General features: G+C 41.0%; 22 protein-coding genes and 1 CRISPR repeat array. Of the genes, 13 read left to right on the top strand and 9 right to left on the bottom strand.

All coding sequences use genetic code 11. The annotated features are described in order from the left end of the window. Positions 1-184 precede the first annotated feature (184 nt). Positions 185-1847: direct repeats of the CRISPR family, unit length 47 nt; unit sequence GTTGTGTCGTGTCACGAAGATAATAATTTTTGAAAGCAAATCTCAAC. A gap of 362 nt (positions 1848-2209) precedes the next feature. Beyond that, a complete protein-coding gene (locus tag KSK37_RS13590) occupies positions 2210-2917 on the bottom strand; it encodes a hypothetical protein (protein WP_217202066.1) in 708 nt (235 codons plus the stop codon). 515 nt (positions 2918-3432) lie between these two features. Between KSK37_RS13590 and KSK37_RS13595 the strand changes: the two genes are divergently transcribed. Next, entirely contained in the window at positions 3433-6108 is a 2676-nt protein-coding gene (locus tag KSK37_RS13595) for a T9SS type B sorting domain-containing protein (protein WP_217202067.1), read from the top strand. Between the two features lie 175 nt (positions 6109-6283). After that, positions 6284-7927 carry an alkaline phosphatase PafA gene (gene pafA / locus KSK37_RS13600; RefSeq protein ID WP_217202068.1) on the top strand — a complete coding sequence of 548 codons (1644 nt, stop codon included), beginning with the start codon at positions 6284-6286 and terminating at the stop codon, positions 7925-7927. Between the two features lie 972 nt (positions 7928-8899). Here pafA and KSK37_RS13605 read toward each other — a convergent pair. Both KSK37_RS13605 and KSK37_RS13610 read right to left on the bottom strand, forming a co-directional pair. Next, positions 8900-9433: a DUF4136 domain-containing protein gene (locus KSK37_RS13605; RefSeq protein WP_217202069.1), complete on the bottom strand. Its 534-nt coding sequence runs from the start codon at positions 9431-9433 to the stop codon at positions 8900-8902. 57 nt (positions 9434-9490) lie between these two features. Next, positions 9491-9670, bottom strand: a complete 180-nt coding sequence (locus tag KSK37_RS13610) for a C1orf53 family protein (RefSeq protein ID WP_217202070.1) — start codon at positions 9668-9670, stop codon at positions 9491-9493. Between the two features lie 39 nt (positions 9671-9709). Between KSK37_RS13610 and KSK37_RS13615 the strand changes: the two genes are divergently transcribed. The 4 genes from KSK37_RS13615 to hemL all read left to right on the top strand — a co-directional run bounded on the left by KSK37_RS13615 (position 9710) and on the right by hemL (position 13540). Further along, entirely contained in the window at positions 9710-10042 is a 333-nt protein-coding gene (locus tag KSK37_RS13615; protein WP_217202071.1) for a hypothetical protein, read from the top strand. A gap of 204 nt (positions 10043-10246) precedes the next feature. After that, entirely contained in the window at positions 10247-11161 is a 915-nt protein-coding gene (locus tag KSK37_RS13620) for a 1-aminocyclopropane-1-carboxylate deaminase/D-cysteine desulfhydrase (protein ID WP_217202072.1), read from the top strand. 15 nt (positions 11162-11176) lie between these two features. After that, entirely contained in the window at positions 11177-12226 is a 1050-nt protein-coding gene (locus tag KSK37_RS13625; protein ID WP_217202073.1) for a glucosaminidase domain-containing protein, read from the top strand. A 30-nt stretch (positions 12227-12256) separates the two neighbouring features. Then, positions 12257-13540: a glutamate-1-semialdehyde 2,1-aminomutase gene (gene hemL, locus KSK37_RS13630; RefSeq protein WP_217202074.1), complete on the top strand. Its 1284-nt coding sequence runs from the start codon at positions 12257-12259 to the stop codon at positions 13538-13540. 47 nt (positions 13541-13587) lie between these two features. Here the strand turns inward: hemL and namA are convergent, their stop codons facing one another. From namA to KSK37_RS13645, 3 genes are all read right to left on the bottom strand, one after another. Beyond that, positions 13588-14634: an NADPH dehydrogenase NamA gene (gene namA / locus KSK37_RS13635; protein WP_217202075.1), complete on the bottom strand. Its 1047-nt coding sequence runs from the start codon at positions 14632-14634 to the stop codon at positions 13588-13590. 149 nt (positions 14635-14783) lie between these two features. Next, a complete protein-coding gene (locus tag KSK37_RS13640; RefSeq protein WP_217202076.1) occupies positions 14784-16919 on the bottom strand; it encodes a catalase in 2136 nt (711 codons plus the stop codon). 24 nt (positions 16920-16943) lie between these two features. After that, positions 16944-17510, bottom strand: a complete 567-nt coding sequence (locus KSK37_RS13645) for a YciE/YciF ferroxidase family protein (protein WP_088358545.1) — start codon at positions 17508-17510, stop codon at positions 16944-16946. Positions 17511-17768: 258 nt separating this feature from the next. Here KSK37_RS13645 and cdd point away from each other — a divergent pair, with 258 nt between their 5' ends. Beyond that, entirely contained in the window at positions 17769-18248 is a 480-nt protein-coding gene (gene cdd, locus KSK37_RS13650; RefSeq protein ID WP_088358544.1) for a cytidine deaminase, read from the top strand. A gap of 153 nt (positions 18249-18401) precedes the next feature. Then, on the top strand, positions 18402-19289 hold the full coding sequence (locus KSK37_RS13655; RefSeq protein WP_217202083.1) for a Ppx/GppA phosphatase family protein: 888 nt from the start codon (positions 18402-18404) through the stop codon (positions 19287-19289). 3 nt (positions 19290-19292) lie between these two features. On the opposite strand, the gene KSK37_RS13660 is transcribed toward KSK37_RS13655, so the two are convergent. Both KSK37_RS13660 and KSK37_RS13665 read right to left on the bottom strand, forming a co-directional pair. Further along, positions 19293-19790, bottom strand: a complete 498-nt coding sequence (locus KSK37_RS13660; protein WP_088358542.1) for a hypothetical protein — start codon at positions 19788-19790, stop codon at positions 19293-19295. 45 nt (positions 19791-19835) lie between these two features. Next, positions 19836-20330: a metallophosphoesterase family protein gene (locus KSK37_RS13665; RefSeq protein WP_217202077.1), complete on the bottom strand. Its 495-nt coding sequence runs from the start codon at positions 20328-20330 to the stop codon at positions 19836-19838. Between the two features lie 61 nt (positions 20331-20391). Here KSK37_RS13665 and truA point away from each other — a divergent pair, with 61 nt between their 5' ends. The 3 genes from truA to KSK37_RS13680 are packed head-to-tail and all read left to right on the top strand — an operon-like array spanning position 20392 to position 23226. After that, positions 20392-21123, top strand: a complete 732-nt coding sequence (truA, locus tag KSK37_RS13670) for a tRNA pseudouridine(38-40) synthase TruA (protein ID WP_217202078.1) — start codon at positions 20392-20394, stop codon at positions 21121-21123. Between the two features lie 9 nt (positions 21124-21132). Continuing rightward, on the top strand, positions 21133-21474 hold the full coding sequence (locus KSK37_RS13675; protein ID WP_088358539.1) for a hypothetical protein: 342 nt from the start codon (positions 21133-21135) through the stop codon (positions 21472-21474). A 3-nt stretch (positions 21475-21477) separates the two neighbouring features. Beyond that, positions 21478-23226: an ABC transporter ATP-binding protein gene (locus tag KSK37_RS13680; RefSeq protein ID WP_217202079.1), complete on the top strand. Its 1749-nt coding sequence runs from the start codon at positions 21478-21480 to the stop codon at positions 23224-23226. A gap of 108 nt (positions 23227-23334) precedes the next feature. On the opposite strand, the gene KSK37_RS13685 is transcribed toward KSK37_RS13680, so the two are convergent. Beyond that, on the bottom strand, positions 23335-24621 hold the full coding sequence (locus KSK37_RS13685) for an aldehyde dehydrogenase family protein (RefSeq protein WP_217202080.1): 1287 nt from the start codon (positions 24619-24621) through the stop codon (positions 23335-23337). Between the two features lie 287 nt (positions 24622-24908). On the opposite strand from KSK37_RS13685, the gene gcvH reads away from it, so the two are divergent. Both gcvH and KSK37_RS13695 read left to right on the top strand, forming a co-directional pair. Then, positions 24909-25286, top strand: coding sequence for a glycine cleavage system protein GcvH (gcvH, locus tag KSK37_RS13690; RefSeq protein ID WP_217202081.1), 378 nt, complete (start codon positions 24909-24911; stop codon positions 25284-25286). After that, entirely contained in the window at positions 25231-25638 is a 408-nt protein-coding gene (locus KSK37_RS13695) for a VanZ family protein (RefSeq protein ID WP_217202082.1), read from the top strand. The genes gcvH and KSK37_RS13695 overlap by 56 nt, the downstream gene beginning before the upstream one ends. The last annotated feature ends 771 nt before the right edge of the window (positions 25639-26409 follow it).

Below are 26409 nucleotides of genomic sequence, written 5' to 3' on the forward strand. Positions count from 1 at the left end.
CGCTTAATGCTTCAACTACTACTTTAAATTTGAATCCTGAATTGAATTTTCTTCGCTGTGACATATTGTAAATTTAATTGTTTTTTTTCAACTAAACTTACTGTCCGATTTTCCGGGGGAACTATAATAATAATTTTTGAAAGCAAATCTCAACACAACGCCGACCGTGTATTCTTACGCCAAAGTTGTGTCGTGTCACGAAGATAATAATTTTTGAAAGCAAATCTCAACGGTAAGTGCAAAACGTGTTTTTATGTATTCGTTGTGTCGTGTCACGAAGATAATAATTTTTGAAAGCAAATCTCAACGGATATGGAATACAGTTTTCCAAGCATTCAGTTGTGTCGTGTCACGAAGATAATAATTTTTGAAAGCAAATCTCAACTCTGTTTCGTTTTTCCAGGTGTTTTCATTGGTTGTGTCGTGTCACGAAGATAATAATTTTTGAAAGCAAATCTCAACAGTCAGGGCTATCTCATCTGTGAGCTCTTTGTTGTGTCGTGTCACGAAGATAATAATTTTTGAAAGCAAATCTCAACTTGGTGGTCGTCCGAAAGATTTTATTTTCGTTGTGTCGTGTCACGAAGATAATAATTTTTGAAAGCAAATCTCAACTACCTTCGTGCGCACTACTTTCCAGTTGTTGTTGTGTCGTGTCACGAAGATAATAATTTTTGAAAGCAAATCTCAACTATTTAGAACGATTCCAAATAGAGAATATTGTTGTGTCGTGTCACGAAGATAATAATTTTTGAAAGCAAATCTCAACTATCTGCATTTGTTTTTCTTTCAAAAAGGTGTTGTGTCGTGTCACGAAGATAATAATTTTTGAAAGCAAATCTCAACAATAAAGTAAAGCACAATATCGACCATTCGGTTGTGTCGTGTCACGAAGATAATAATTTTTGAAAGCAAATCTCAACTATAATAGGCGTGACATTATACTCATTTGTGTTGTGTCGTGTCACGAAGATAATAATTTTTGAAAGCAAATCTCAACATGTGCCATAATTTATGATGCAGGAATAAAGTTGTGTCGTGTCACGAAGATAATAATTTTTGAAAGCAAATCTCAACTCGATGATCTGCATTGCGGAAGCGTCTGTTGTTGTGTCGTGTCACGAAGATAATAATTTTTGAAAGCAAATCTCAACCCTATTTGTTTAATTGCGGTTTCTGTTAATGTTGTGTCGTGTCACGAAGATAATAATTTTTGAAAGCAAATCTCAACTACATTACCACTTTAAAACAACCTAAACAAGTTGTGTCGTGTCACGAAGATAATAATTTTTGAAAGCAAATCTCAACACAGGTATAGCTGTGAGTTATTACGGAGGGGTTGTGTCGTGTCACGAAGATAATAATTTTTGAAAGCAAATCTCAACTTGGACGGGAAAGCCCGTGTTCTTCCTATGGTTGTGTCGTGTCACGAAGATAATAATTTTTGAAAGCAAATCTCAACAAAATTGTCACTTGTTCCGTTTTTCTTATAGTTGTGTCGTGTCACGAAGATAATAATTTTTGAAAGCAAATCTCAACTTCCCGTCTTCGTGAATGGTCAATGTCGCTGTTGTGTCGTGTCACGAAGATAATAATTTTTGAAAGCAAATCTCAACCCTTTCTCACGCTGAATAATTATGTTGATAGTTGTGTCGTGTCACGAAGATAATAATTTTTGAAAGCAAATCTCAACCTGAAATCCTATTTTCGCAACTTTTCCTGTGTTGTGTCGTGTCACGAAGATAATAATTTTTGAAAGCAAATCTCAACCAAATGAACGCGGGAAATCTTGACGGAAAAGTTGTGTCGTGTCACGAAGATAATAATTTTTGAAAGCAAATCTCAACATATAATGTATGATATAATTCAACATACAGGTTGTGTCGTGTCACGAAGATAAATAATTTTTTGGAAGCAAATCTTAACGGTGTTGATGTATTGGGTTTCCCGATTTATGTTGTGTTGTATCCCAAAAGATATCGGGAAATGCTGTATCCCAAAAAACCCGAAAAATAAAAGAGATTGGCAGCATTTTGTAGCGAAGAGGGCAATTGAACCCGGTTGTACCGGAAACTAATAGCAAATTAAAGCAGATCTGACCTTATGCAGGTTCATCAATAAGTTGTGTTGTTCCCACAGACAAAACCTAAGGTTGCTCTGTTTCTCATTCTTTGAGCCAAACTTTTTTAGCACTCAGGTACACCCGCCCTCACACCTTCCTCGCAAAGAGATAAGTCGAGCTCCCACGAAGCGCAGCGGTGCAGTTTGGAGTCGCCGATTTGAGCAGGAGAGTGCCTGTCACCACCAGCCACGCAGGCTCATGAGGAATTTCACATGTCCAGACGGCTGGCGAGGTTGCTGAAAAGACGGAGATTTCCGCATGGTGGCTGCCGAGCAGATCAAGCGTCATGTTGCGGCCCAAAGGATTTACTGTAAAAGCATCCAGCCTCAACTCAGCGCTGTGGGCGTCCTGGGGAAGCACAATTTCACGCCCCGCCTTGAGCACCGGAATAGCACATTCCAGCACCTTGCCTTCACTCACGCTGAATTCCGGATAAAAAGCGGTGGTTTTTTCCCACAGACACAGGACATTAAAATCAAAACCCACCAGTGCTTCCGGCAGACTGAGGCTGAAATTCATAGGGTTTTGGTGGATGGGAGCCAGTGCCTTGCGTAATCTGGCGCGGTGTCGCGATGCATATTTGGGGTCGGTGATCAGCGACAGCTGACGCTCTAATGCCCCTCGGAGCAGCTTATCCTGCGCACTGGCGTAACCGAACGCCTTCGCTGCAGCTTTCGTTTTCTCGGTCTGTTGAGGTTGCGAAGGTCGGGTACGCACATGCGGAGAGTCGCTGTTAACGAACACCAGCTCTCCCAATATTCCGCTGAGCAATCCGTTTTTGGTAATTCTTGCCATAATATCCGTGTTTTGTTAAACCTAAAGGTACGGATTCTTTTACTCCTGAGATAGGATACGCGCATAAAGATGTACAGCAGATCAATGACTTAACTATAAAAACAGTAGACTGGTTGTAGACGTGCTATAGAGATGCTATGGTCTTGTTTTTTGTAAGACTCTAAATCGGAGTAATTCACAAATGTAATTGCATCGTTATTAAAGATGTTGCGCTGTGTCACATGACGAAGATAATAATTTTGGAAAGCAATTCCTAATGTGGTGCTGTAGATTTGAATTAGGATCACTCAAAAGATTATTCTCGTTACTGGTTTCTTTTAATCTGCTTGTTGAACATAAAATTAAACATCTATCTTTTAATTTGCGTTTTAAACTTAGTTGGTAGATAAACCTTTTTGCACAAAACTTGTAAAATCATGTTGAAAAAAAAGAAATAGCTTCTTTTGTTCTGTCATTGTAAACAATATCGTAAATGTTTTGTCATTTTGTTATAAATTTATTGCAAATTTTATTTAATGACAAAACCCTCCGCAATATTATTACTATTGTTTCTTTTACCCTTTCTCTGCTTTTCTCAGTCGGATTCGGAACATTGGTTTGCACCGATGGGCAGTAATACTCCTGCAGACGGTACCGGTATCCAGCGTTTATATCTTTCAACGGCAAGTCTCACCCCTGTTACTATCAAGATATACAGCGGAAACATTTTAGTCGGAAGTACTACCGTAAAGAAAGGAGCTCCGGGTTTCTTTTATGACATGCCGAGAGAACAGATGATCGTTGAGGACAACAAAGAAAAAATGAAAGTCTTAAAGAAAGGGTTACACCTTATTGGTGACGGTAATTTTTTTGCAAATTATAGATTCTCAATGAATGAAGATGCAGAGCTTATAACATCAAAAGGCCGGTCTGCTCTTGGAAAAACCTTCTATCTGGGGATGAACAGGGTAAAAGTCATCTTCAGTAATTATATCGCAGGTATTATAGCTACAGAAGACAATACTACGGTGACGTTATCAAATTATGAATCTACCCTGATCTTCACTAACGACAGTACACCCAATGCAGTTAAAAGAACGGTTCGGCTAAACAAAGGGGAGTCATACCTATTTGAAGTTGATAATGTCAATAGGGACAATTTTAAATATAACGGTTTGATAGGCGCAAAAATAGAGAGTGATAAACCTGTAAGTGTTACAAGCGGAAACTTTTTAGGGGGTGTTAATTTAGGACGCGATTATTTTACCGATATCTTTATGGATCAGGTTATTCCCGTAGAAAAAATTGGGACCGAATATATTGTAATGAGCGGCAATGGAGATATGGCTGAATCCACAATGGAAAAAACACTTATCGTTGCTGCAGAAGATAATACCGCTGTCTTTCTTAACAACAACTCTTCCGGAACGCCCGACTTCATCTTGCCAAAAGCGGGAAGTTTTCAATTTCTGGAAAACGGTTCTTACCAGGCAGCCAATACTGCCGAAAACATCTACACCTTATATATCAAAACATCAAAACCCAGCTACGTCTATCAAATATTAGCAGGAAACCCAGATAATGACCGCAGTACAGGTGCCATGAACATTATTCCACCCTTATCCTGTCTCCTTCCAAGTAAGATTGATGAGATCTCCGCAGTGGATGAGAATCTTAATATGAATGGGGGTAGTTACATGGACAATTTCGTAAAACTAAATATTATAACGCAGAAGAATGCAAATGTGTTTGTAAACAATAAGCAGGACGGTCTGTTGGGGCCTTTTCCTGTGCCGGGAACATTGGATTGGGAAGTCTATTCCCTTCCGGATGCCAAAGGTGATATTACCGTTTCTACCGATAACAAAAAATCTGTTACCGTAGGTCTGGCCGCAGGCAATCCGCTTGTTGGGTATGGCGGTTATTTCGCAGGGTTCAGCGTCGATCCTTTCATTTCAAGAATTGGCGGTTGCGATAATTTTAAATACCTGGAAGTGCAGGATAATTTCGACAGTTATGAATGGTATTACTCGGCTGATTTAATTAACTGGACTAAACTCCCGGAGGTTACCAACCGGCTGGATCCAAAGGGGCAATATGGATACTATAAATGCAGAGTAAGCAAACAATTCTGTCCTCCGGCAATTGATACCGAAGTTTTCCTGTATGACAAATGTACGGTAACCGGGCCTCCAAAAGAATTCACATTAAGTTTTTGTGAAAATCTGGCTCCGCCAATCACGCCTGAATTTTCTACCCCTCCCTCTAAACCGGTTAACCCATCCAAAACAAAAATTACTGCTCAGCCGGCAGAAGGAAAGGCTTATGTTGATAAAGACGGTAAGGTATATTATGAACCGAATAACACAAGGCTTGATCAGGTTACCTTCACTTATTATTTTGAAGGTACGGAAACTTTCCCCGATTCCGAAGAAATAAAAGTAACTGTTTTTTTAAAGCAAATGGCAACCCGGAGCATCGATCTCTTCTCCTGTGTTGACAACGATAATTTTGGAATTTATAATTTAAAGGAATTTGAAACAGCAAACAGTGATCCGTCTATTGTTAAGTTTCAGTATTATGAAGACAGCGCTCTGACAAAAGAAATTAACATGGCAGATATCAGTAATTATCGGGGTAAAGTTTCTACAGTAGTATATGTTAAAACCTCAGATTCTTCAGGTTGTTTCCGCATTACCGAGATCTATCTGAAAACTTATACACCGCCAGCGATTACCATACAGATTGACGGAAAAACAGCAACAATAAATGCAACAGGAGGACTTCCGCCTTATGAATATGCTATAGAAAATTCGAACGGTATCACACCGTATCAAAATTCTAATACATTTAGAAACCTGCCGTTTGGGTTAAATACGGCTTACGTGCTTTCATCCGACAAATGCACGATAGCGTCACAGGATTTCATGATCACGCATTTTCCCAATTTCATTTCTCCAAACGGTGACGGGTTTAATGACTATCTGGACTTTAATGAAATGAAAAACAAAGCTAAATTCTCCCTTGTTATTTTCGACAGGCAAAATAAAATTTTGTTCCGGTCCTCTGGTGAAAGTTATATCTGGGAAGGAAAATACAACTCAAAAACATTAGCAACGGACGCTTACTGGTATTTTATTACCTGGGAAGAACCCCAAAACAAACAAACCTACAAGCAGACAGGCTATATTCTTATTAAAAACAGAGATTAAATAATTGCTCCCTGAACCGGTAACACTATGTAGTCAAAAAACCGCATAAAATCAAATTTACCCGGTGGCTGAGGTACCCGCAGCCACTCGCCTTAAAACCTCCAACTTTAACCATTACTTAACCTCAATCCCAACCAAACCTCTTATCTTTGTATTTCATAAAAAGTAAAAAACCATGTCAAGAAAAATTCAGATTTTATGTTTCGTTTTTCTGTCGCTGTTCAGCCTGAACGCGCAAAAAAATAAATCGTCCCAACCCGAAAGACCAAAACTCGTAGTGGGTTTGGTGGTCGATCAGATGCGGTGGGATTTTTTGTACCGCTATTATGAAAAATATGGAAGTGATGGCTTTAAACGCCTTTTGAATCAGGGATATTCGCTGAACAATGTTCATATTAATTATATTCCGACTTATACCGCAGTAGGGCATACCACCATTTATACCGGCTCAGTTCCTGCCATTCACGGAATTGCCGGGAATGACTGGTTTGATAAAACCACAGGAAAAAATGTCTACTGTACAACGGATGAAAGTGTAAAGCCGGTTGGAACCGCAGATGCTAAAGTGGGAAGCCATTCACCGAAAAATTTGTGGGCAACTACCGTGACCGATCAGCTGAGACTGGCGACGAATTTCCAGGCAAAAGTGGTGGGCGTTTCTTTAAAAGACAGAGCCTCCATTCTTCCCGCAGGACATAACCCAACCGGAGCGTATTGGTTTGATGATTCTACAGGAAATTTTGTGACGAGTTCTTATTATATGCAGGCTTTGCCAAAATGGGTGAATGATTTTAATGCACAGAAAATACCGGACGAATTGGTGAAAAACGGTTGGAATACTTTGCTTCCCATCAGCGAGTACACAGAAAGTTCTCCGGATAATTCGCCATGGGAAGGACTTTTGGGCAGTGCAAAAACACCGACATTTCCTTACAGCAATTTGGCCGCTGATTATAATGCCAAAAAAGACAATATCCGTTCGACGCCCTTTGGAAATACGCTTACCCTGAAAATCGCAGAAGCGGCCATCAAAGGAGAAAGTCTAGGTTCCGGTGTAGTGACCGATTTTCTGGCTATTAATTTAGCTTCTACCGATTATGCAGGTCATAAATTCGGACCCAATTCCATTGAAGTGGAAGACGTTTATTTAAGATTAGACCGGGATTTGGCAGCGTTTTTTAAATATCTGGATCAGAATATCGGCAAAAATCAATATACGGTTTTTCTTTCTGCAGATCACGGGGGTGCGCATTCTGTGGGTTTTATGCAGGAACACCAGATGCCGGCCGGATTTTATGGAGAGGATAACAAAGAGTTTAATAAAATGCTGAAAGACAGGTTTAACGTGGATAATTTAATTGCCAAAGTGACCAATAATCAGGTGTATCTGGATGATAAAGTGATCGCTGACAATAAACTGGATTCCGAACAGGTGAAACAGGCACTTCTTGATATTTTAAATAAAGACAAGTCTGTTTTGTTCGCAGTGGATATGAAAAAAGCGGGTTCATCTTCTGTTCCCGAACCTCTGAAAACCCGCATTGTTAATGGATACAATTGGCAAAGATCAGGCGATATTCAGGTGATTTATCATGATTCCTGGCTGCCTGCATATTCCAAGTTGGGGACTACCCATGGTGCCTGGAATTCCTACGATTCGCATATTCCGTTAATTTTTATGGGCTGGGGAATTAAAAATGGGGAAAGCAACAGGGAGTATAACATGACCGATATTGCGCCCACGCTCTCAGCGCTTCTGCATATTCAGTTCCCAAGCGGAAATATCGGAAACCCGATTGTCGAAGTTTTGGGAGAGTAAATGAGTGAAGTCGCTTTTTCCTCTTTGGGGAATCACAGTGTTAAATACCATGCATTAGAAAAAAAAGAATCGCGCTCCACAAAGGGCGCGATCCTTTTTTCGAAATCTAAACCACAAAGTCACAAAGTTTCTCTTTTAAGCTTAATAACCTTGCCGCTTTAAAGTACATCAAGAAAATACAGTAGCTCTGCGTTAAAAATACGATAATTCAAACTACGTGTTCGTTTAATGTCATTGTAGTGACCCTCTTTATGCTCTTTTTATTAATTTTTTGAACAGCCTGCTTTGTGACTTTGTGGTTGCAATTTACAACCACAAAATCACAAAGTTTCTTGTTTAAGCTTAATAACCTGTCGCTTTAAAGTACATCAAGAAAATACGGTAGCTCTGCGATAAAAATACGATAATTCAAACTACGTGTTCGTTTAATGTCATTGTAGTGACCCTCTTTATGCTCTTTTTATTAATTTTTTGACAGCCTGCGTTGTGAGTTTGTGGTTGGAATTTACACAACCACAAAGTCACAAAGTTTCTTGTTTTAGCTTAATAACCTGTCGTTTTAAAGTACATCAAGAAAATATAGTAACTCTACGCTAAAATATGATTCAAAATTCAGTGTCCTTTTGATGTCATGTAGCGAATCTCTTTATGTTCTTTTACACAGCTTAAGAATAGCCTGCTTTGTGGCTTTGTGGTTGGAATCTGAACCGCAAAGGCCCAAAGTTTCTCGTTTAAGCTTAATATCCTTTCGCTTTAAATCAAGAAATATAGCAACTCTACGCTAAAATATGATTCAAAATTCAGTGTAGCGAATCTCTTTATGTTCTTTTACACAGTTTAAGAATAGCCTGCTTTGTGGCTTTGTGGTTAGAATCTGAACCACAAAGGCCCAAAGTTTCACATTAGGTTGAAAACCTACCGTTACGACACAAAAAAAACCGCTTTTAAGAGGTTTTTTTTATAGATGTAAATTTATTTCCCTTTCTGCGGCGGATAGTTGGCCATTATTTCTGCAACAATTTCCGGGATCTGTTTCTGTTTTGACTTTGGAGAATCTACCGAAATTCCGCTGCCGGTTCCCTGCCAAACCAGTTTCTGGGTTTTTGAGTCGATCAGATCAATAATCAAAGCGCCCTGGTTGTAATTGGAAGTCCAGGTTCTGTTCATTCCAACGCCCCAACCGAAAGGCCCGCCCCAGCCGTACATGCCGTAAGGTCTTGAACTCTGCACATCCTGAACCTTTTTGTGGTTCGCTTTCACGTTGACAATCAGATCCGGAGTTTCAGAAACATTTAAACCTTTCGTCTGCAATTGTTTTGAAACTTCGTTCAGTACGCGGTCTTTATCGATGTCATTCAGTTTAAGATCGTCGATTCTCAGTTTGTATGTTCTGTACGTGTTGAAATTTGCGGTTTCCGCGTAATCAGATTTCACCTGAAACGGACTGCAGGAAGTAAATCCTAATGTTGCAGCAGCCAAAAGAAGAAAAGCATATTTTTTGCTCATTGCTTTAAAATTTATTTTGCGGCATTCGCTGATGGTTGATTTCATCGTAATTAATTATTAAATTTTTTTAATCGGTTTTATAAAACGGTCGGTTTTTTTATCATAGCCATAGGGGCAGTGTTTACAGCCACTTTTGCAGCAATAGCCGCGTTTCAGGTGGAATTTCTCTGTAAAAACCTTATAACCCTGTCCGTTATAATAAAAGTCCTCATTTTCTTTGATGGTATTTTCGCTCATGGGTTAAATCAAAATGGCTGAAAATTTTATCTTTGTTGAATGATTATCGTCTGCCAGTCACTCCTCAAAAATACAAAAATTTCAGCGATCACGCTTTTCCCTTTTATCATCCTTAGGAAAACGGAGTCGCAGCAGGACAGGGTACTGATCAATCACGAAAAAATTCACCTGCGTCAGCAGCGTGAACTGCTGATTGTTTTCTTTTATCTGTGGTATGTGACCGAGTATTATTACTGGTATTTCAGGCTGAAGGATTCGTTTTCAGCGTACCGCTCCATTTCCTTCGAACGTGAAGCGTATGCCATGGAAAATGATTTTAATTATCTCGAAACAAGAAAATTCTGGAGTTTCCGGAAGTATATTGCTCTTTAATATTTGGGCGCCTTTTCCGGCTTTCACTACTCGCTTCCCGGCTCCTGGCGTCACCGCGAGAGCTCAGACAGGCCGTTCAATCCGGGGCGCAACAAGGTAATCATAGAAAATGCAGTTTCAAAAAAACAGTGAAAGCCATCCCACATCCATCATCCTGCACCCAACATCTAAGCAGATCTCAAAAACTTTCCCGAAATTTGCACCATGAAAATTCCCGGTATTTCAATTCCCATCATTCAGATTCCTTTGGAGAAGAACATCAGGCTGTTTATGAAAAGAGAAGATCTGATCCATCCTGAAATATCCGGAAATAAATACTGGAAACTCTTTTATAACATCGGTCATTATCTGGAACAGAATCCTGAAAAGCCTTTCATCATCACTTTTGGCGGTGCTTTTTCCAACCACATCGCTGCGGTTTCTGCTCTGGGAAGGGATTTGGGAATAAAAACGCTGGGCATTATCCGCGGTGAGGAACTCCAATATAAATGGCGGGAAAATCCGACCCTTACATTCGCGCAGGAAAACGGGATGGATTTCCGCTTTGTGACCAGAGCAGAATACAGAAACAAGGAATTTTTAACCCAAATCCTTGAAAAAGAATTACCCGACGCTTTAATTATTCCCGAAGGAGGAACCAACAAATCTGCTGTGGAAGGCGTTCAGCACATGCTGAATGACGGAACAAAAAGTTTTGATTATCTTTGCACCGCAGTCGGAACCGGAGGAACCGTTGCCGGCCTGTCGAAATTTGCAGAAGATCATCAGAAGGTTTTGGGTTTTACAGCGGTAAATGATGATTCTCTGAATGACAGTGTTTTAAGTCTTTCAGGAAAAAAGAATTTTGAACTCATCGGCGCACATGAAGGAGGGTACGGCAAAATAAGTGACGGAAATATCCGTTTTATCAATAATTTTTCCGCAAAATCCGGAATTCAGCTGGAGCCGGTGTACACCGGAAAAATGATGAAGAAGATTTTTGAACTGATTGAAGAAGATTTTTTTCCGGAAAACTCCAGTATTTTGGCTTTCCACACCGGAGGGCTGCAGGGAATTGACGGAGCCAACGGAATGCTGAAAAAACAGCACAGGCCGTTGATCAATGTAATAAAAAGTTGAACGAACAAACAGTGTATGAAGAAAATATTTTTTACCCTTACGCTACTCATTTTATCGAAATTCCATGCACAGGGCTGGAAAAACGATGATCAGTACATCCAGAAATTTGCTTCCTATGCAGTGGAAGAGATGGAAAAATACAAAATCCCGGCGTCAATCACCTTAGCGCAGGGGCTTCTGGAAACAGGAGGCGGACAAAGCCGTCTCGCGCAGGAAGGCAAAAATCATTTCGGCATTAAATGTAAAGAAGACTGGACCGGGAAGACGATGAAACACAGCGATGACGCTCCCAACGAATGTTTCCGTGTGTATGACGATCCCCGTGAATCCTACGAAGATCACTCCAAATTTTTAGCATACAGAAAATTCTACGTCAATCTTTTCAATCTTGATATGAAAGATTATAAAGGCTGGGCGCATGGTCTTAAAAAAGCCGGATATGCTACAAATCCGCGTTACGCATACATCCTAATTGATAAAATAGAAAAGTACAGACTGTACGAATTCGATAATTCGAGCTCTAAAGAAGTGCTTTACACCGTACTGAAACTGTATCCGGGATTACAGGACGACAGGATCTTTATGGCACAGGTGGATCAGAGCAAAGCAAGCCCGAAACCGTTTACGTCAGGCAACACCCATCAGCCGGCAATTTTTGCAAAACAGCAGAAACAGGATGACAGGATTAAGAGCAAATCTGAAATACTGAATACGATTCTGGTGAAAAACCATCCCAACGGCGACAGAAAATTTGTCATTATTCCGGAGGATACCGACCTGACTTCCATCTCGAAAAAATTCGGGGTTTCTGAGAGCAGACTGATGAAATGGAACGAACTGGATGGCGGACAGCTGAGAAAAAATGACGTGCTTTTCCTGGAATCCAAGGCGTCTGCCGGAAATGTTGCGACTTACAAAGCTGAAGTGGGAGAGTCGATGCACGACGTTTCGCAAAAATTCGGAATCAAACTGAGCAAGCTGTATTCTAAAAACCGGATGTCTTTCGGTGAACAGCCTAAAGCAGGACAGCTGATCTATCTTCAGGAAAGGAAACCGCGGAGTTAGATTCACGAAAAATTCAAAAAAAATTCAAAAATGTTATATCAAAGAAGTTCTGCTTTATTCGATGAAGCATACCAATATATTCCGGGCGGAGTAAATTCTCCTGTCCGCGCATTCAAATCTGTTGGGGGCGTTCCGGTTTTTATGAAATCTGCCAAAGGCGCCTATATGACGGATGTGGACGATAATGTATATATCGATTACATCAATTCATGGGGACCGGCGATTTTGGGACACACCCATCCGGAGGTTCTGGAAGCGATTAAGCAGCAGGCCGAAAACGGGTTTTCCTACGGAACACCTTCAGAACTGGAAACTGAAATTGCGAAATTAATTGTAGAAAACGTTCCGAATATCGATCAGATCCGTATGGTTTCTTCAGGAACTGAGGCGTGTATGAGCGCCATCCGTTTGGCGAGAGGTTTTACCGGAAGAGATAAATTTATCAAATTCGAAGGCTGTTATCACGGTCATTCCGATTCCTTTTTAATTAAAGCCGGAAGCGGTGCTGCCACTTTCGGAAATCCGAATTCTCCGGGAGTTACCGCCGGAACAGCAAAAGACACTTTGTTGGCGAGATATAATGATATTGAACAGGTGGAAGATCTCTTCAGACACAATCCGGGCGAAATTGCCGCGATCATTGTAGAACCTGTTGCCGGAAACATGGGCTGCGTTCTGCCTGAAAACAATTTCCTCCAGAATTTAAGAAAACTCTGTGACGAAAACGGTGCTTTGCTGATTTTTGATGAAGTGATGACCGGTTTCCGTCTAGGTTTTGGCGGTGCACAGGAAGTTTATAACGTGAAAGCAGATTTGGTCACTTACGGAAAAGTAATCGGCGGAGGACTTCCCGTAGGAGCTTTTGCCGGACGAAATGAAATTATGGATCACCTTGCTCCGAAAGGCGCAGTATATCAGGCCGGAACTTTAAGCGGAAATCCACTCGCCATGAGAGCGGGTTTGAAAACGCTGGAACTGATCAGAAAAGATGAAAATTTCTATCAGAACATCAATAAAACGGCAGAAACACTTGATTTTGAAATCGGAAAAATTTTAAATGCCAAAAATATCCCGCACCGGATTAACCGAAAAGGCTCCATGATGAGTGTGTTTTTCCATGTGAATGCAGTTTCCAATTTTGATGAAGCTGCGCAGGCCAATCACGCGCTGTTCAATAATTTCTTCCATCAGCTGCTTGCCAACGGAATTTACCTTCCGCCAAGCGGTTACGAAACATGGTTTATTTCCGATGCCATTAAGGAAAAGGAAATCGACAGGACGCTTGAGGTCATCAGAAAATTTGAGTATTCATAAAAAAATAAAAGCCAACTTTTAGAGTTGGCTTTTTTATGGAGGTGCACTTACGGTCTTGCCCTGTCGTACTGGTGAGGGAAAAAGCAATTGTCTTTATTTTTAAAAGAACCCCGAATCGGAAGGTAAGGATTTCTTAGAATTTCGCGGGCGACAAAAATCAAGTCGGCCTGCTGATTCTGTAGAATTTCCTCTGCTTGTTTTGCTGTTTTTATCATTCCTACAGCGCCGGTGGCAATTTCTGCATCTTTTTTAACAGCTTCCGCTAATGGAACCTGATAGCCGTCAAACAGGGAAATCTTTACGCCATGAATATTTCCACCGCTGGAAACATCGATGAGGTCGACACTTTTTTCCTTTAAAATCCTGGCTAATTCTACACTGTCTTTAATGTTCCAGCCGTTTGTCGCATATTCAGTTCCTGAAATTCTTACGAATAACGGGTGATTTTCATCAAGAACGTCGTTTACCGCTTCAATAATTTCCAGTAAAAACCGGATTCTGTTTTCAAAACTTCCCCCATATTCATCGGTTCTGGTATTGGATAAAGGGGAAAGAAACTGATGGATTAAGTAACCGTGTGCGGCATGGATCTCAATTAAATCAAACCCGGCATTTATTGCTCTGGCTGCAGCTTCTTTAAAATGCTGTACTAAATCCTTAATTTCTTCCACCGTTAATTCATGGGGAATTCTTTCACTTTCTTCATAAGGAATTGGGGAAGGAGCTACGGTTTCCCAGCCTTCTTCTAAAGAAATCTGTTTTCCGTTCCAGGTAGAGGCCTTTCTTCCGGCATGCGCAAGCTGAATCCCGATTTTGCTGTCAGAATTTTCATGCACAATTTTCGCGATTTTTGAAAGCGGTTCGGCCTGTTCATCATTCCAGATGCCCATGCATTTGTTGGTAATTCGGCCTTCAGGCACTACGCCGGTTGCTTCCACGATGATTAAACCTGTGCCGCCCTGGGCACGGCTTCCGTAATGAAGCAGGTGAAAATCATTGGCAACGCCGTTTTCGGAGGAGTACATACACATGGGAGACATTACCCAGCGGTTTTTCAATTGTAGATTTCTAAATTGTATTGGACTGTAAAGCATATTGTATTAAATTTTTTAAAACAGGTCAAAGTTAAGGAATCAGCTTCAGTTCACGTGTCACAAGCATCCATTGATTTGCAATCATCGATATAGACAAATTAAAAAGAGGCTTCTCTAAAGAAACCTCTCATTATAATATAACAAATCTTTTATGCAGGCAAAGGATTCATTTCGCGATCCCAGAACCGGTGCAGGATGATAGAGCCGGCAAAGAGCTTAAGATCTCCGTCAGTTACAATTCCGTCTGCGGGAAGGGTAAGGCCGCGGACTGCTTTTTCTAAAAGTTCCGCGCCGTTATCGTCAGTGCCGAAAGGTTTACAGTGCTTGTAGGCTTCTGCGATGAAGTGAAGCGCGCCTGCATGTTCCATCAGGGTGTTTACACTGTCGCCGCCCGGAATATAAACCGCGTCAAACATTACCGAAGCAGCCGTCAGTAAACTGTCATCTACCGGATATTGGTCGCCTGACTGAGTGGTAACAAAACCATGTCTCGGAGCAATAATCTGTACTAAGGCATCCATTTCGCACAGTTCTTTTTTAACTCTGGTGAAGGCCTCATCGTTCACTCCGTCAGCAGTAAGGATTGCAATTCTCCGCGCTTTAATATTGGTCGGGAGTTTATTTGCCATGCTTACGGACGGTGCTTCGCTGATCGGAAGTTCCACTTTTAAAGAGTGATGGTCGGCCGGATTTCCGTCGGCAGGAATACTTCCGGTAATCGGCTGAGGCAACCTTTCAGGAACAAGTCCCAAATGATGAGCCACCTGGTTTGCAAGATCCTCATCCACTTCAAGAAGCATATTCACCATTCTCTGCCTGATCGGCACCCGCTGAACTTTTCCCAGTTCAAAAGAGAACGCATTCTGGATGTGCCGTTTTTCATGCAGCGTCATGCTGTTATAGAAAAGGGCAGGCTGGCTGAAATGGTCGAAGAAACTTTTGCTTCTTTTTCTGATTTTGGAAGAATCGATGCGTTCTTCAAAGGATGCAAATCCGCCTTCTTTGATCATCGCCTGAAACGGACATCCCTGAGCCATGGAATTCGGGTGATAAGAAACTTTTCCTTTCGGAATCTGCATGCGGTGAATACCGTCGCGCTGGTTATTGGTTACATCCGGGATCGCTCTGTTAATTGGAATTTCATGGAAGTTCGGTCCGCCAAGCCTTGAAAGTTGAGTGTCGGTATAAGAGAATAATCTTCCCTGTAAAAGCGGGTCATTGGTGAAATCGATGCCGGGAACAACATGCCCCGGATGGAAAGCCACCTGCTCGGTTTCTGCGAAGAAATTGTCGGGATTTCGGTTTAAAGTCATCTTCCCGATAATTTCCACAGGAACCATTTCCTCCGGAATCATTTTGGTAGGATCCAGCAGGTCGAAAGGGAATTTATGCTCATCTTCCTGAGGAATGATCTGCACGCCGAGTTCCCATTCCGGATACATTCCCTTTTCAATAGCATCCCAAAGGTCGCGGCGGTGGAAATCGGTATCTTTTCCGGCAAGTCTCTGAGCTTCGTCCCATGCAAGACCTAAAACGCCCTGCAGCGGTTTCCAGTGGAATTTGACGAAATGCGACTGGCCCTCATCATTAATAAATCTAAAGGTATGAATTCCAAAACCTTCCATCGCACGAAGCGTTCTTGGAATCGCCCTATCACTCATAAGCCACATGATATTGTGCATGGCTTCGGGCATTAAAGAAATGAAATCCCAGAATGTGTCGTGTGCGGAAGCTGCCTGCGGAATTTCGTTATCCGGTTCAGGCTTTACCGCATGAACGAGATCCGGAAATTTCATGGCATCCTGAATGAAAAATACAGGGGTGTTATTCCCGACCAAATCATAATTGCCTTCCTGAGTATAAAATTTTACGGCGAAACCACGGATGTCTCTCGGTAAATCTGTAGAACCTCTGCTGCCCGCCACGGTTGAGAACCGTACAAATACAGGTGTTTTAATGGACGTGTCATTGAGGAATTTGGCTTTGGTATATTTTCCCATCGGTTGGTAGAGTTGGAACACGCCGTGTGCGCCGGATCCTCTCGCATGAACGATCCTTTCCGGAATTCTTTCATGGTCAAAGTGGGTCATTTTTTCGCGGAAAATGAAATCTTCGAGTAGAGACGGTCCGCGGTCACCCGCTTTCAGGGAGTTCTGATCATCATTGATCTTGATCCCCTGATTGGTCGTCATCATTTCTCCGTGATCATCGTTTTTGTATTTACCAAGCTGCTCTATCTTTGGATTGGCCCCGTTATCGAAAGGCTCCTGTTCGTTTACTTTCATAATGTTTAGGTTATTAAGTTATTTTTATACTGCTTTAAAGTCTTTAGACTTATGTTTTCCGGCCGCGGCCTGAGAGTTCAGTTCAGTATCCGCAATGACTGTAAGGACGCTGTCAGATTTCTTTTCTTCGCCTAAAGTGCGCAGCAGTAAGTCTAGCACTTCTTTTTCGTTTAAGATCTTAGCGTGTGCGGCTAAGGTGCCGTAAGCAGCCATCTCATAATGCTCTACTTTTTGTGAACTGCCGATAATAGCCGCGTCACGAACCGGGCCTTCAGCCGCATTTCCCACGGTTTCTCTTCCCTCAGCGAGAATTCCTTCGATGGCGAGGCATTTTTTTGCCTCTGCTTTCATGCCGAGGTGGCCAAAAGCTTCCTCGAGTCTCACTACCTGCATTTTGGTCTGGGCAAGATGATCTTTGATGGCGGTTTTAAGTTTGGTATTGCTTGCCTGATCATGCATTTCGGGCAAAGCCTTTACCAATGCATTTTCAGCGTAATAGATGTCTTTGAGGCCATCGGTAAAAAGGTCTCTCAGCCCATTCGCCGTCTGTTGCTTCTCTGCTTTCGGGGATGATTTTTTTTTGGTTTCCATTTTTATTTAATATTTAATGTTAGTGATTGCAGCTGTAGGAGCTCCGTCTGAAGACCGGAATAAAAGTTTTTATTCCTGCGGAGTATTAAAAGTAGGTGCCACAGATGAGTCCAATTTCTAAACCAAACAAAAATTTCAGACTGTTAAAATTTACTTAACATACAGAGTAGCTGATATTATATGCGAAGTGTGAGCATTTTAAATTTGCCCGCCGGGAATTGAAAAATAAGAGTTATCTTTACTCCCCAATTTTTTTTAATGGAAAAAGAATTTAAAATTACTTTTGAAGCGATCACCAATTACGAAAGTCTTGATGATACCGAAAAAAAACTTTTCGATGCTGCGAAAAAAATCCGTGAGAACGCATATGCAGCATATTCGCACTTTCATGTCGGCTGTGCTGTTTTATTAGAGAATGGCGAGATCATTACCGGAAGCAATCAGGAAAATGCCGCTTATCCTTCAGGCCTGTGCGCCGAAAGAACTACCATTTTCTGGACAGCTGCCAATTTTCCGGATGTGAAAATAAAGAAGCTCTTCGTGATCGGTGCACCTAAAGACGCCGTTTCTTCAACTCCGATTCCACCGTGCGGCGCCTGCCGTCAGTCGATTCTGGAATATGAAGCGAAGCAGAAAGACGGGATTGAGATTTATTTTGCCTCTTTGGACGGCGAAATTTTCAAGACCAAATCGATCCGCGATCTGCTGCCGTTTTCGTTTGATTCTTCTTATCTTTAAGAATATATTTAGCGGAGCTGTCAAAAAACTTCAATCTGATGACCGCACGTTAAGCTGATTTTGCCGTTTTTAACTGCCGTCTGCCTGCTGAGCAAAAATTTGAAAACTAAGGCAGACGCGGAAGTTATTTTTTTTAATTTCAACTCAACGATCATGAGAATTGCAGCAATAGATATCGGAAGTAATGCCGCCAGGCTTTTAATCAACGAGGTTTCGGAACACAAGAAAGGGAAGCCCGAATTCATGAAGCTAAATCTTCTACGGATTCCGCTGCGTCTCGGAATGGATGTTTTCAGCAACGGTGAAATAGGTCCCGAGCGGGAAAAGATGGTCCTCGATTCAATGAAAATTTTCAGCGATCTGATGAAAATTTATAAGGTGGAACATTACCGCGCATGCGCCACCAGTGCGATGCGTGATGCCAAAAACGGTGCAGAGATCATTCGGGAAGTTAAAAACACTTCCGGTATTGATATTGAAATAATTTCCGGCGATGAAGAAGCGACTTTAATTTACGAAAACCACGTTGCAGAAGGTCTTGACAAAGACTTTGCCTATCTCTATATCGATGTGGGCGGCGGTTCTACAGAGCTTACTTTCTACGAAAACGGCAAGATGAGTTATGAAAATTCTTTCAACATCGGCACGATCCGTCTGATGAATGGTCTCGTGACGGATGACCAATGGAAGGAAATGAAAGAGGAAATCCGTAAGAATATCAACAGTAAAAAACCTGTAGTGGCCATCGGATCCGGCGGAAACATCAACAAAGTATTTTCAATGAGTAAAACAAAGGACGGCAAACCTATGTCTACCGCTTACCTGAAAAAATATTACAAGGAGATGAACGAACTTACGGTGGCGGAAAGAATGAGCAAATTCGGGCTGCGTGAAGACCGTGCTGATGTGCTGGTTCCGGCTTTGGAAATATTCAATAATGTGATGAACTGGGGCGATATCAGTAAAATATTTGTTCCTAAAATTTCCGTTGCGGATGGATTGATTCACAGCATTTACGACGGTTTGCAGAAGAAAAAGTAAGAATTATTCTTCACCGTTATAACCAAAATCGATTTCGTCGTCATCTTCATCCAGAAAATCAAGTTCGTCGTCACGCTGCACATAATCCTGCGGAATACCGGGCGGATTAAAAAGTCCCCACTCATCCACGATGAAATGTTTTGGATTAAAGCCGGCTACCCATTCCCGGAACAGCAGACGGAATTCTTCAATCTGTCTTCTCACAATTAAATAATAATCGGCTTCATCAAAACCAAAGGCGGTTAAACTGTGATAGCTTATCATGAGTTCTCTGGCGCATTTCCTGATGATCGCGGCATTTTCCATTTTGATGTCCCAGAGGTTTACCGCTTCAGCACCTGAAATTTTTGCCTGAATAACCAAAGTGTTTTCGAGAAGATGAGTTTTGGTATGCTGCAGATAATCGTTGTCTTCCGGAATTAAACCGCAGATTGTTTCCACAGTTTGAGAAATCTCTTCCGCTTTTTTGTAAAGAGGCATCTCGTGCAGTTTTTTTCTCATAGCTTAGAATTTATGCTCTAAGTTAAGAATTTTGTGAGCAATCTGTTACCGCTTTCCTAATTCAATCACCTCCAGATTTTCAATTTTATCATTGGTAATTTCAAACCGCATCATGGTGCGCATTTTATGCCAGCCTTCTTTTCCGCAGGCTCCCGGATTCAGATGGAGCAAACTGTTTTTCTGATCGTACATCGCTTTCAGGATATGCGAATGTCCGGAAATAAAAAGTTTGGGCGGATTTTCTGTAATTTCTTTTTTTGCCAAAGGCGAATATTTGCCGGGATAACCTCCGATATGAATCATCAGAACTTCTACACTTTCACACGTAAAACGCAAAACTTCCGGGAAAATTTTTCTTACTTTTTCCCCGTCGATGTTTCCGTAAACGCCGCGTAAGGTAGTAATCTTTTCCAGTTCCTCAATCACAGCCGGATTTCCGAAATCTCCGCAGTGCCAAATTTCGTCGGCCTGCTTCGCGTATTCCAGAATCCTTTCGTCGATATAGGAATGAGAATCGGAGAGGAGCAGAATCTTTTTCATAGAAGGCAAATTACTCGAATTTTCTTGAATTTTACGGATTAAATTTTAGAAATTTGCAGCAATGAGATATTTCATAGAGTTTTCCTATAACGGCAAAAATTATTTCGGCTATCAGATACAGCCCAGGGAAATTTCTGTTCAGCAGGAACTGGAAAAAGCGCTTTCAACACTGCTCCGGCAGGAAATCAAAACCACCGGCGCTGGAAGAACCGATACCGGCGTTCACGCAAAAAAAATGTTTGCCCATTTTGATACTGAATCAGCACCCGACCACAATCTTGTCTATAAACTCAACAGTTTTCTTTCGCCTGATATTGCTGTAAAAAGGATTTTTGAAGTGAAAGAAGATTTCCACGCGAGATTTAATGCCACGTACCGGACGTATGAATATTATATTTCATCAGAGAAAAACCCGTTTGCTCAGGATTCTTCGTGGCAGATGTGGAGACGGAAACTGGATATCGATCTCATGAACGAAGCCTGTAAAATTCTTTTCGAATATGAAGATTTCACGAGTTTCGCCAAACTTCATACCGATAATAAAACCAATAACTGTAAAATTTACAAAGCCTTTTGGGAACAGAACGGTGCTGAACTGAAATTTACCATTTCTGCAGACCGTTTTTTAAGAAATATGGTTCGTGCTGTTGTCGGAACGATGGTAGAAATTGGGAACGGCAAAATCAAGCCTGAAGAATTAAGAAAAATCATTGAAAAAAAAGACCGCAACTCGGCAGGAACTTCGGCGCCGGCGCAAGGTCTGTTTTTAGTGGATGTAGGATATAATTTTTAAAACTAATATATGATAGGAATCTTTATTTTAATAGCAGCGTACAGATATTATGCTTCTCTGGCTGAAAAGTTTGGGAAAATAAAATGGCAGTACGGTCTTTTGGCGATCGGAGTATATCTGGGAACACAGCTGCTTTTCGGTTTGTTTTACGGAATCTATATTGCACTAACAGACCCGGATCTGATCGATGAGATTAATTATACAGGATTTTCCGGCGTGAATTTTATCAGCTGGTTACTGTCCATCGCTGCCGTGTACGGAATTTATAAATTTTTAGAAAACAGATTTCTGAAAGAAGGCCTGAAAAATCCAGCAATAGAAATTCAGGAAATCGGAAAGAAAGAGGATTAAAATATGAAGAAACAAAGCACCTGGGATATTATCAAGAGACTCTTCACCATCGGGATGAAATTCCGGTCATGGTTTATCGTCACCCTGATTATTTCAATTCTTTTATCGGTAATTTCTACCTACCGTCCGTATCTCACGATGCAGATCGTAGACAGCGATATCATCAAGCTGCGCGATAAAGCGTCGATGATGAAACACATCTATATTCTGGTGGCTTTGGTTTTCGGGGAAACCATTCTGAATTTTTTTCTCGTTTATTTCTCCAATTATATTTCTCAGAATGTCATCCGCGATATCCGTGAAAAACTGTACCATAAACTCATTTATTTCCGGACCTCTTTTTTTGATAAAACCGCAATCGGGCAGCTGGTAACAAGAGCGGTGGGTGATGTGGAAACTATCGCAACCGTATACACTGACGGATTTCTGATGGTTTTCGGAGATATTTTGAGGATCGTATTTGTGCTTGTCATGATGTTTCAGGTGGATGTGCATTTAAGTTACATCTCTCTGGCAATTCTTCCTCTGATGGTGGTTATTACAAGGTTTTTTCAGAAAAGATTAAGAAAAGCGTTCAATGATGAAAGAACATGGACTTCCAATCAGAATTCGTTCGTTCAGGAAAGGCTTTCGGGAATGTCGATCATTCAGGTTTTCAACAGACAGAAAGCGGAGTTCCAGAAATTTGATGACATTAATATTACCTTAAAATCAGCTTTGCTGAGAACGGTTTTTATATTCTCCTTATTTTTTCCTGTTGTTGAACTTATTTCTTCACTCTTCATTGGATTTGTTCTGTTTTATGGCGGCTATATTACCATTTCGGCTGGAGTAGTAATTGCGTTCATTCAGTATATCTCAATGCTGATCCGTCCGCTGAGGCAAATCGCAGATAGATTTAATAATATCCAGCGCGGAATTGTTGGTGCCGAAAGAGTGTTGGGAGTGATGGATGAAGATTTTTCGCTACCCAATAACGGCACAGTCGTTAAGAATCATTTCGACGGAAAAATTGAATTTAAAGACGTGAAATTTTCCTACGATGAGAAACAGGAAGTTTTACAGGGCATCAGTTTTAAAGTAAATCCGGGCGAGACCGTAGCGATTGTCGGAGCAACCGGCGCCGGAAAATCTACGATTATCAGCTTAATTACGCGGCTGTACGATATTAATTCAGGTAAAATTCTGTTGGATGATGTCGCGCTTAAAGATTATGAACTGTATAATCTCAGAAGTCATATTGGCGTGGTTTTGCAGGATGTATTCCTTTTCCACGGAAGTATTTTTGAGAATCTTTCGTTTGGAGATGAATCCGTGACTTTGGAAAAGATCAGAAGTATTGCAAAAGAGATCGAAGTGGATGATTTCATAATGAGTCTTCCAGGCGGTTACGATTATGTAGTGCGGGAAAGAGGTTCCTCTATTTCTTTAGGACAACGGCAGCTGCTGTCATTCTTAAGAGCTTATCTTTCTGATCCGAAAATCCTGATCCTGGATGAAGCGACTTCTTCCATCGATCACGAAAGTGAAAAACTTATCCAGAGAGCAACGGAGAAAATTACGAAAAACCGGACCTCCATCATTATTGCTCACCGGCTTTCAACCATTGAAAAAGCCGATAAAATTATCGTTATGGAGCATGGGAAAATTGTGGAAGAAGGAAAACATCTGGAACTTCTGGACAAAAACGGTTATTACGCAACTTTATACAAAGCGCAGCTAAAACACGAAGTCGAAGAAACCGAACAGTAGTTGCGAAATAAAGAAGCATTAAATATTAGAGCGGGTCAAAAACCCGCTCTAATTATTGATAACAATCTTGCTCCACCCAAAACTTATCTTCATTTTTGGAAAAGGAAATTAATTTCCAACCACCGTTTTTGCAGTAACGAATTCTTTTAAGGCAATCATCGAAAGTTCCGTGCCGTAACCTGAGGATTTTGCGCCGCCAAAGGGAAGCCGCGGATCAGAGCTTGTTTCTTTATTAAGACTTACCGTTCCGGATTCCAGATTTTCGATAAAGAACTGCTGTCTTTTTTTGTTTTTGGTCCATACGGCATTGGCGAGTCCAAAAGGAATATCGTTGGCGAGTTTCAGGGCGTCTTCATCATTTTTTGCAATCATCACCATTCCGAGTGGACCGAAAAGTTCTTCCCGAAGAATGGGATTTCCGGTTTTCACTTTAATTAATCCCGGTTTAAACTGAGTATCCGAAATTCTTTCAAGCGGTAAAATAATTTCCGCGCCGTTTTTTACCGCTTTTTTATATTGTTTTTCCAGTTCATCTGCCAGATCAGGACGCGCCATTCCGCTAAGATTGGTTTCTTTTTTCATGGGATTTCCGGGCGCGAATTTCTGATATTCTTTGATGAAAACCGGAAGGAAGTCCTTTTCAATATTTTTCTGAATGATAAATCTCTTTCCTGCGTTACAGGCCTGCCCGCAATTGGCTAACCGGGCTTTCGCACCGCTTTCCGCAGCTTTTTGAAAATTGGCATCATCCAGAACAATAAACGCGTCGCTTCCGCCGAGTTCCAGTAAGGATTTTTTAATATTTTTCCCGGCAATAGAAGCCACTTCGGCTCCGGCTTTTTCGCTGCCTGTCAGACTCACGCCTTTAATGAGCGGGTTTTCAAGGACTGATTTCACTTCAGCGTGTCCGATTTCGAGATTCTGAAAAACACCTTTAGGGAAACCGGCATCCAGAAATGCCTTTTCAATCATTTTCCCACTTCCGAAACAGATGGACGCATGTTTCAGGACCACTGTATTTCCTGCCAGAATAGCGGGAACAGCAAAACGCAGAACCTGCCAGAACGGAAAATTCCACGGCATCACTCCCAAAATTACTCCCAGGGGAACGTAATGAATTTCGGAAACTCTGAATTCAGTTTTTATTTTTTCGGGTTTCAGTATATTTTCAGCTTCTGCATAATACCGCGCCATCAAAGCACATTTTTTTATTTCGGCAATGGATTGAGAAATGGGTTTGTTCATTTCTCTGGTAATGTTTTTCCCGAACTTTTCAGCATCCTTCTCCAACAGGGCAGCTAATTTTATTAAAAGTTTCTGTTTTTGAGGAAAAGGAATTTTCCGCCATTCTTCAAAGGTTTGGTGAGCTGCCGCCAGTTTATTGTTGAGGTTCATTCTTTAATATATTAAGGAGTAATTAAACGGTATAAAACGGAACTCCGTTTCCGGACCGCGCTTTTGATAAAACAAAGATACTAAAAGAAGCAAAAACACTTCCTTGCTTTATTATATATAGGAGTATAGGATTTTAAAAAAGGCTGACTTTTATAAGGAATGTTTTCTGACTTGCATACTGTAAAGATTTTGGTGGCTGCACGGGCATAAGATTTTAATTAAATTCTTTTGAAAGATTTGAGGTTCTGATATTTTTAAGTAATTTTGAAAAACTAAAATTTATAAAAATGAACACACCGTCTGAATTAAAGTACACCAAGGACCACGAATGGGTTAGGATTGAAGGAAACATCGCTACAATAGGCATTACAGATTTCGCACAGGGCGAATTGGGAGATATTGTTTTTGTGGATGTGGACTCTGTAGATGACGAACTTGCATCAGGAGATGTTTTCGGAAGTGTAGAAGCGGTGAAAACTGTTTCTGATCTTTTCTTACCGCTGACGGGAAAAGTGACTGAATTTAATTCAGATCTGGAAGACCAGCCGGAATTGCTCAATACGGATCCTTACGGTAAAGGGTGGATTATTAAACTGGAGATCGGAGAAGATGCAGAAGTGGCAGAACTTCTTTCCGCAGAGCAATACCAGGAATCTCTTGGATAAAATATCAAAAATATTTATTAAGATTTTGCCCATTTATTGGGCATTTCTTACTTTTATGCTCCTCAGGCCGGGCGTTGAAAACATGGAGTATCCCTTCATGTTCAATGGAATTGATAAGGTTTTGCATCTGAGCATCTTCACTATGCTGGGGTTTTGTTTTATGGCTGCCTTGCCTAAAATAAAATTCAGCTATTATATACAGATCATGCTCATTTACTCGATTCTGACAGAAATTTTGCAGGACGAAATGAAACTGGGCAGATCACTCGAAGGGCTGGATCTGGTCGCAGACACCGCCGGAATATTAATAGGATATTTCCTTTTCCGCAAAATCAGAAATCTGAAATTCTAAACATAATTCTTATCTATATACAATCCCACTCTTAAAGAGTGGGATTTTTATGTTGCAGCAAGAGGGGAACTGCTGTGCTGGGAGCTTAGGACCCTCTTTCCAATGCGGTCTCTTTGATATTTTCCTTTCATGAGGACAAACTTCAAAAAGGATTTGCGCTGCAATGGGCCCGGTAAATAATGCCTTCTCTTCATTGAAGGAAGAAGCCTTTTAGAAATTTTTCTTTCACACAATCAGCGAGTTGGGGTATTTGATTAAAATTACTTCGGATAATATTTGGAAAACGGCTGAAAGTGGGTATCTTTGCAATCCCAAATCGAGAGAGGCGGGAGCGGAGTAGAAGATTGAAAAGATTGAATAGCAGAGGGATAGAGACAGTAAAAAGTTTCAGAAATTTTCCTTCAAAACATTTGGTCATTTAAAAAATAGTTTATACTTTTGCAGTCCCAATCAGAGAGATCTATGCGGGGAGCGAAGTAGAAGATTAGAGGGATTGAAAATAGCGAAAAGGATGTTTAAGGCTTACTTAAAAAAGTTTTAAAAGTTCTTTCAAAAACATTTGGTCACTTAGAAAACATTTTATACTTTTGCACTCGCAAATCAGGAATAAAACGACAGAAAGAGTTTCTGAGATACGCGAAAAGAAAAGAGATCATTGACATACAAATAACAACCAAAAAAGTAAGGAAAAACTAAAGCGTCAATTAACTTTGAGTGAGTCAGACAAACATACAATGGAGAGTTTGATCCTGGCTCAGGATGAACGCTAGC

The sequence above is a fragment of the Kaistella soli genome (assembly GCF_019038595.1).
Classification (GTDB): domain Bacteria; phylum Bacteroidota; class Bacteroidia; order Flavobacteriales; family Weeksellaceae; genus Kaistella; species Kaistella soli.

Excerpts from the sequence above, each read along its gene's own strand:
- KSK37_RS13680 (WP_217202079.1), top strand. The coding sequence starts at position 21,478 with ATGAAGAAACAAAGCACCTGGGATATTATCAAGAGACTCTTCACCATC.
- KSK37_RS13645 (WP_088358545.1), bottom strand. The coding sequence starts at position 17,510 with ATGGAAACCAAAAAAAAATCATCCCCGAAAGCAGAGAAGCAACAGACG.
- hemL (WP_217202074.1), top strand. The coding sequence starts at position 12,257 with ATGTTATATCAAAGAAGTTCTGCTTTATTCGATGAAGCATACCAATAT.
- KSK37_RS13605 (WP_217202069.1), bottom strand. The coding sequence starts at position 9,433 with ATGAGCAAAAAATATGCTTTTCTTCTTTTGGCTGCTGCAACATTAGGA.
- pafA (WP_217202068.1), top strand. The coding sequence starts at position 6,284 with ATGTCAAGAAAAATTCAGATTTTATGTTTCGTTTTTCTGTCGCTGTTC.
- namA (WP_217202075.1), bottom strand. The coding sequence starts at position 14,634 with ATGCTTTACAGTCCAATACAATTTAGAAATCTACAATTGAAAAACCGC.
- KSK37_RS13595 (WP_217202067.1), top strand. The coding sequence starts at position 3,433 with ATGACAAAACCCTCCGCAATATTATTACTATTGTTTCTTTTACCCTTT.
- KSK37_RS13590 (WP_217202066.1), bottom strand. The coding sequence starts at position 2,917 with ATGGCAAGAATTACCAAAAACGGATTGCTCAGCGGAATATTGGGAGAG.
- KSK37_RS13655 (WP_217202083.1), top strand. The coding sequence starts at position 18,402 with ATGAGAATTGCAGCAATAGATATCGGAAGTAATGCCGCCAGGCTTTTA.
- KSK37_RS13665 (WP_217202077.1), bottom strand. The coding sequence starts at position 20,330 with ATGAAAAAGATTCTGCTCCTCTCCGATTCTCATTCCTATATCGACGAA.
- KSK37_RS13615 (WP_217202071.1), top strand. The coding sequence starts at position 9,710 with ATGATTATCGTCTGCCAGTCACTCCTCAAAAATACAAAAATTTCAGCG.
- KSK37_RS13625 (WP_217202073.1), top strand. The coding sequence starts at position 11,177 with ATGAAGAAAATATTTTTTACCCTTACGCTACTCATTTTATCGAAATTC.
- KSK37_RS13685 (WP_217202080.1), bottom strand. The coding sequence starts at position 24,621 with ATGAACCTCAACAATAAACTGGCGGCAGCTCACCAAACCTTTGAAGAA.
- KSK37_RS13675 (WP_088358539.1), top strand. The coding sequence starts at position 21,133 with ATGATAGGAATCTTTATTTTAATAGCAGCGTACAGATATTATGCTTCT.
- truA (WP_217202078.1), top strand. The coding sequence starts at position 20,392 with ATGAGATATTTCATAGAGTTTTCCTATAACGGCAAAAATTATTTCGGC.
- cdd (WP_088358544.1), top strand. The coding sequence starts at position 17,769 with ATGGAAAAAGAATTTAAAATTACTTTTGAAGCGATCACCAATTACGAA.
- KSK37_RS13695 (WP_217202082.1), top strand. The coding sequence starts at position 25,231 with ATGCAGAAGTGGCAGAACTTCTTTCCGCAGAGCAATACCAGGAATCTC.
- KSK37_RS13610 (WP_217202070.1), bottom strand. The coding sequence starts at position 9,670 with ATGAGCGAAAATACCATCAAAGAAAATGAGGACTTTTATTATAACGGA.
- KSK37_RS13620 (WP_217202072.1), top strand. The coding sequence starts at position 10,247 with ATGAAAATTCCCGGTATTTCAATTCCCATCATTCAGATTCCTTTGGAG.
- KSK37_RS13660 (WP_088358542.1), bottom strand. The coding sequence starts at position 19,790 with ATGAGAAAAAAACTGCACGAGATGCCTCTTTACAAAAAAGCGGAAGAG.
- KSK37_RS13640 (WP_217202076.1), bottom strand. The coding sequence starts at position 16,919 with ATGAAAGTAAACGAACAGGAGCCTTTCGATAACGGGGCCAATCCAAAG.
- gcvH (WP_217202081.1), top strand. The coding sequence starts at position 24,909 with ATGAACACACCGTCTGAATTAAAGTACACCAAGGACCACGAATGGGTT.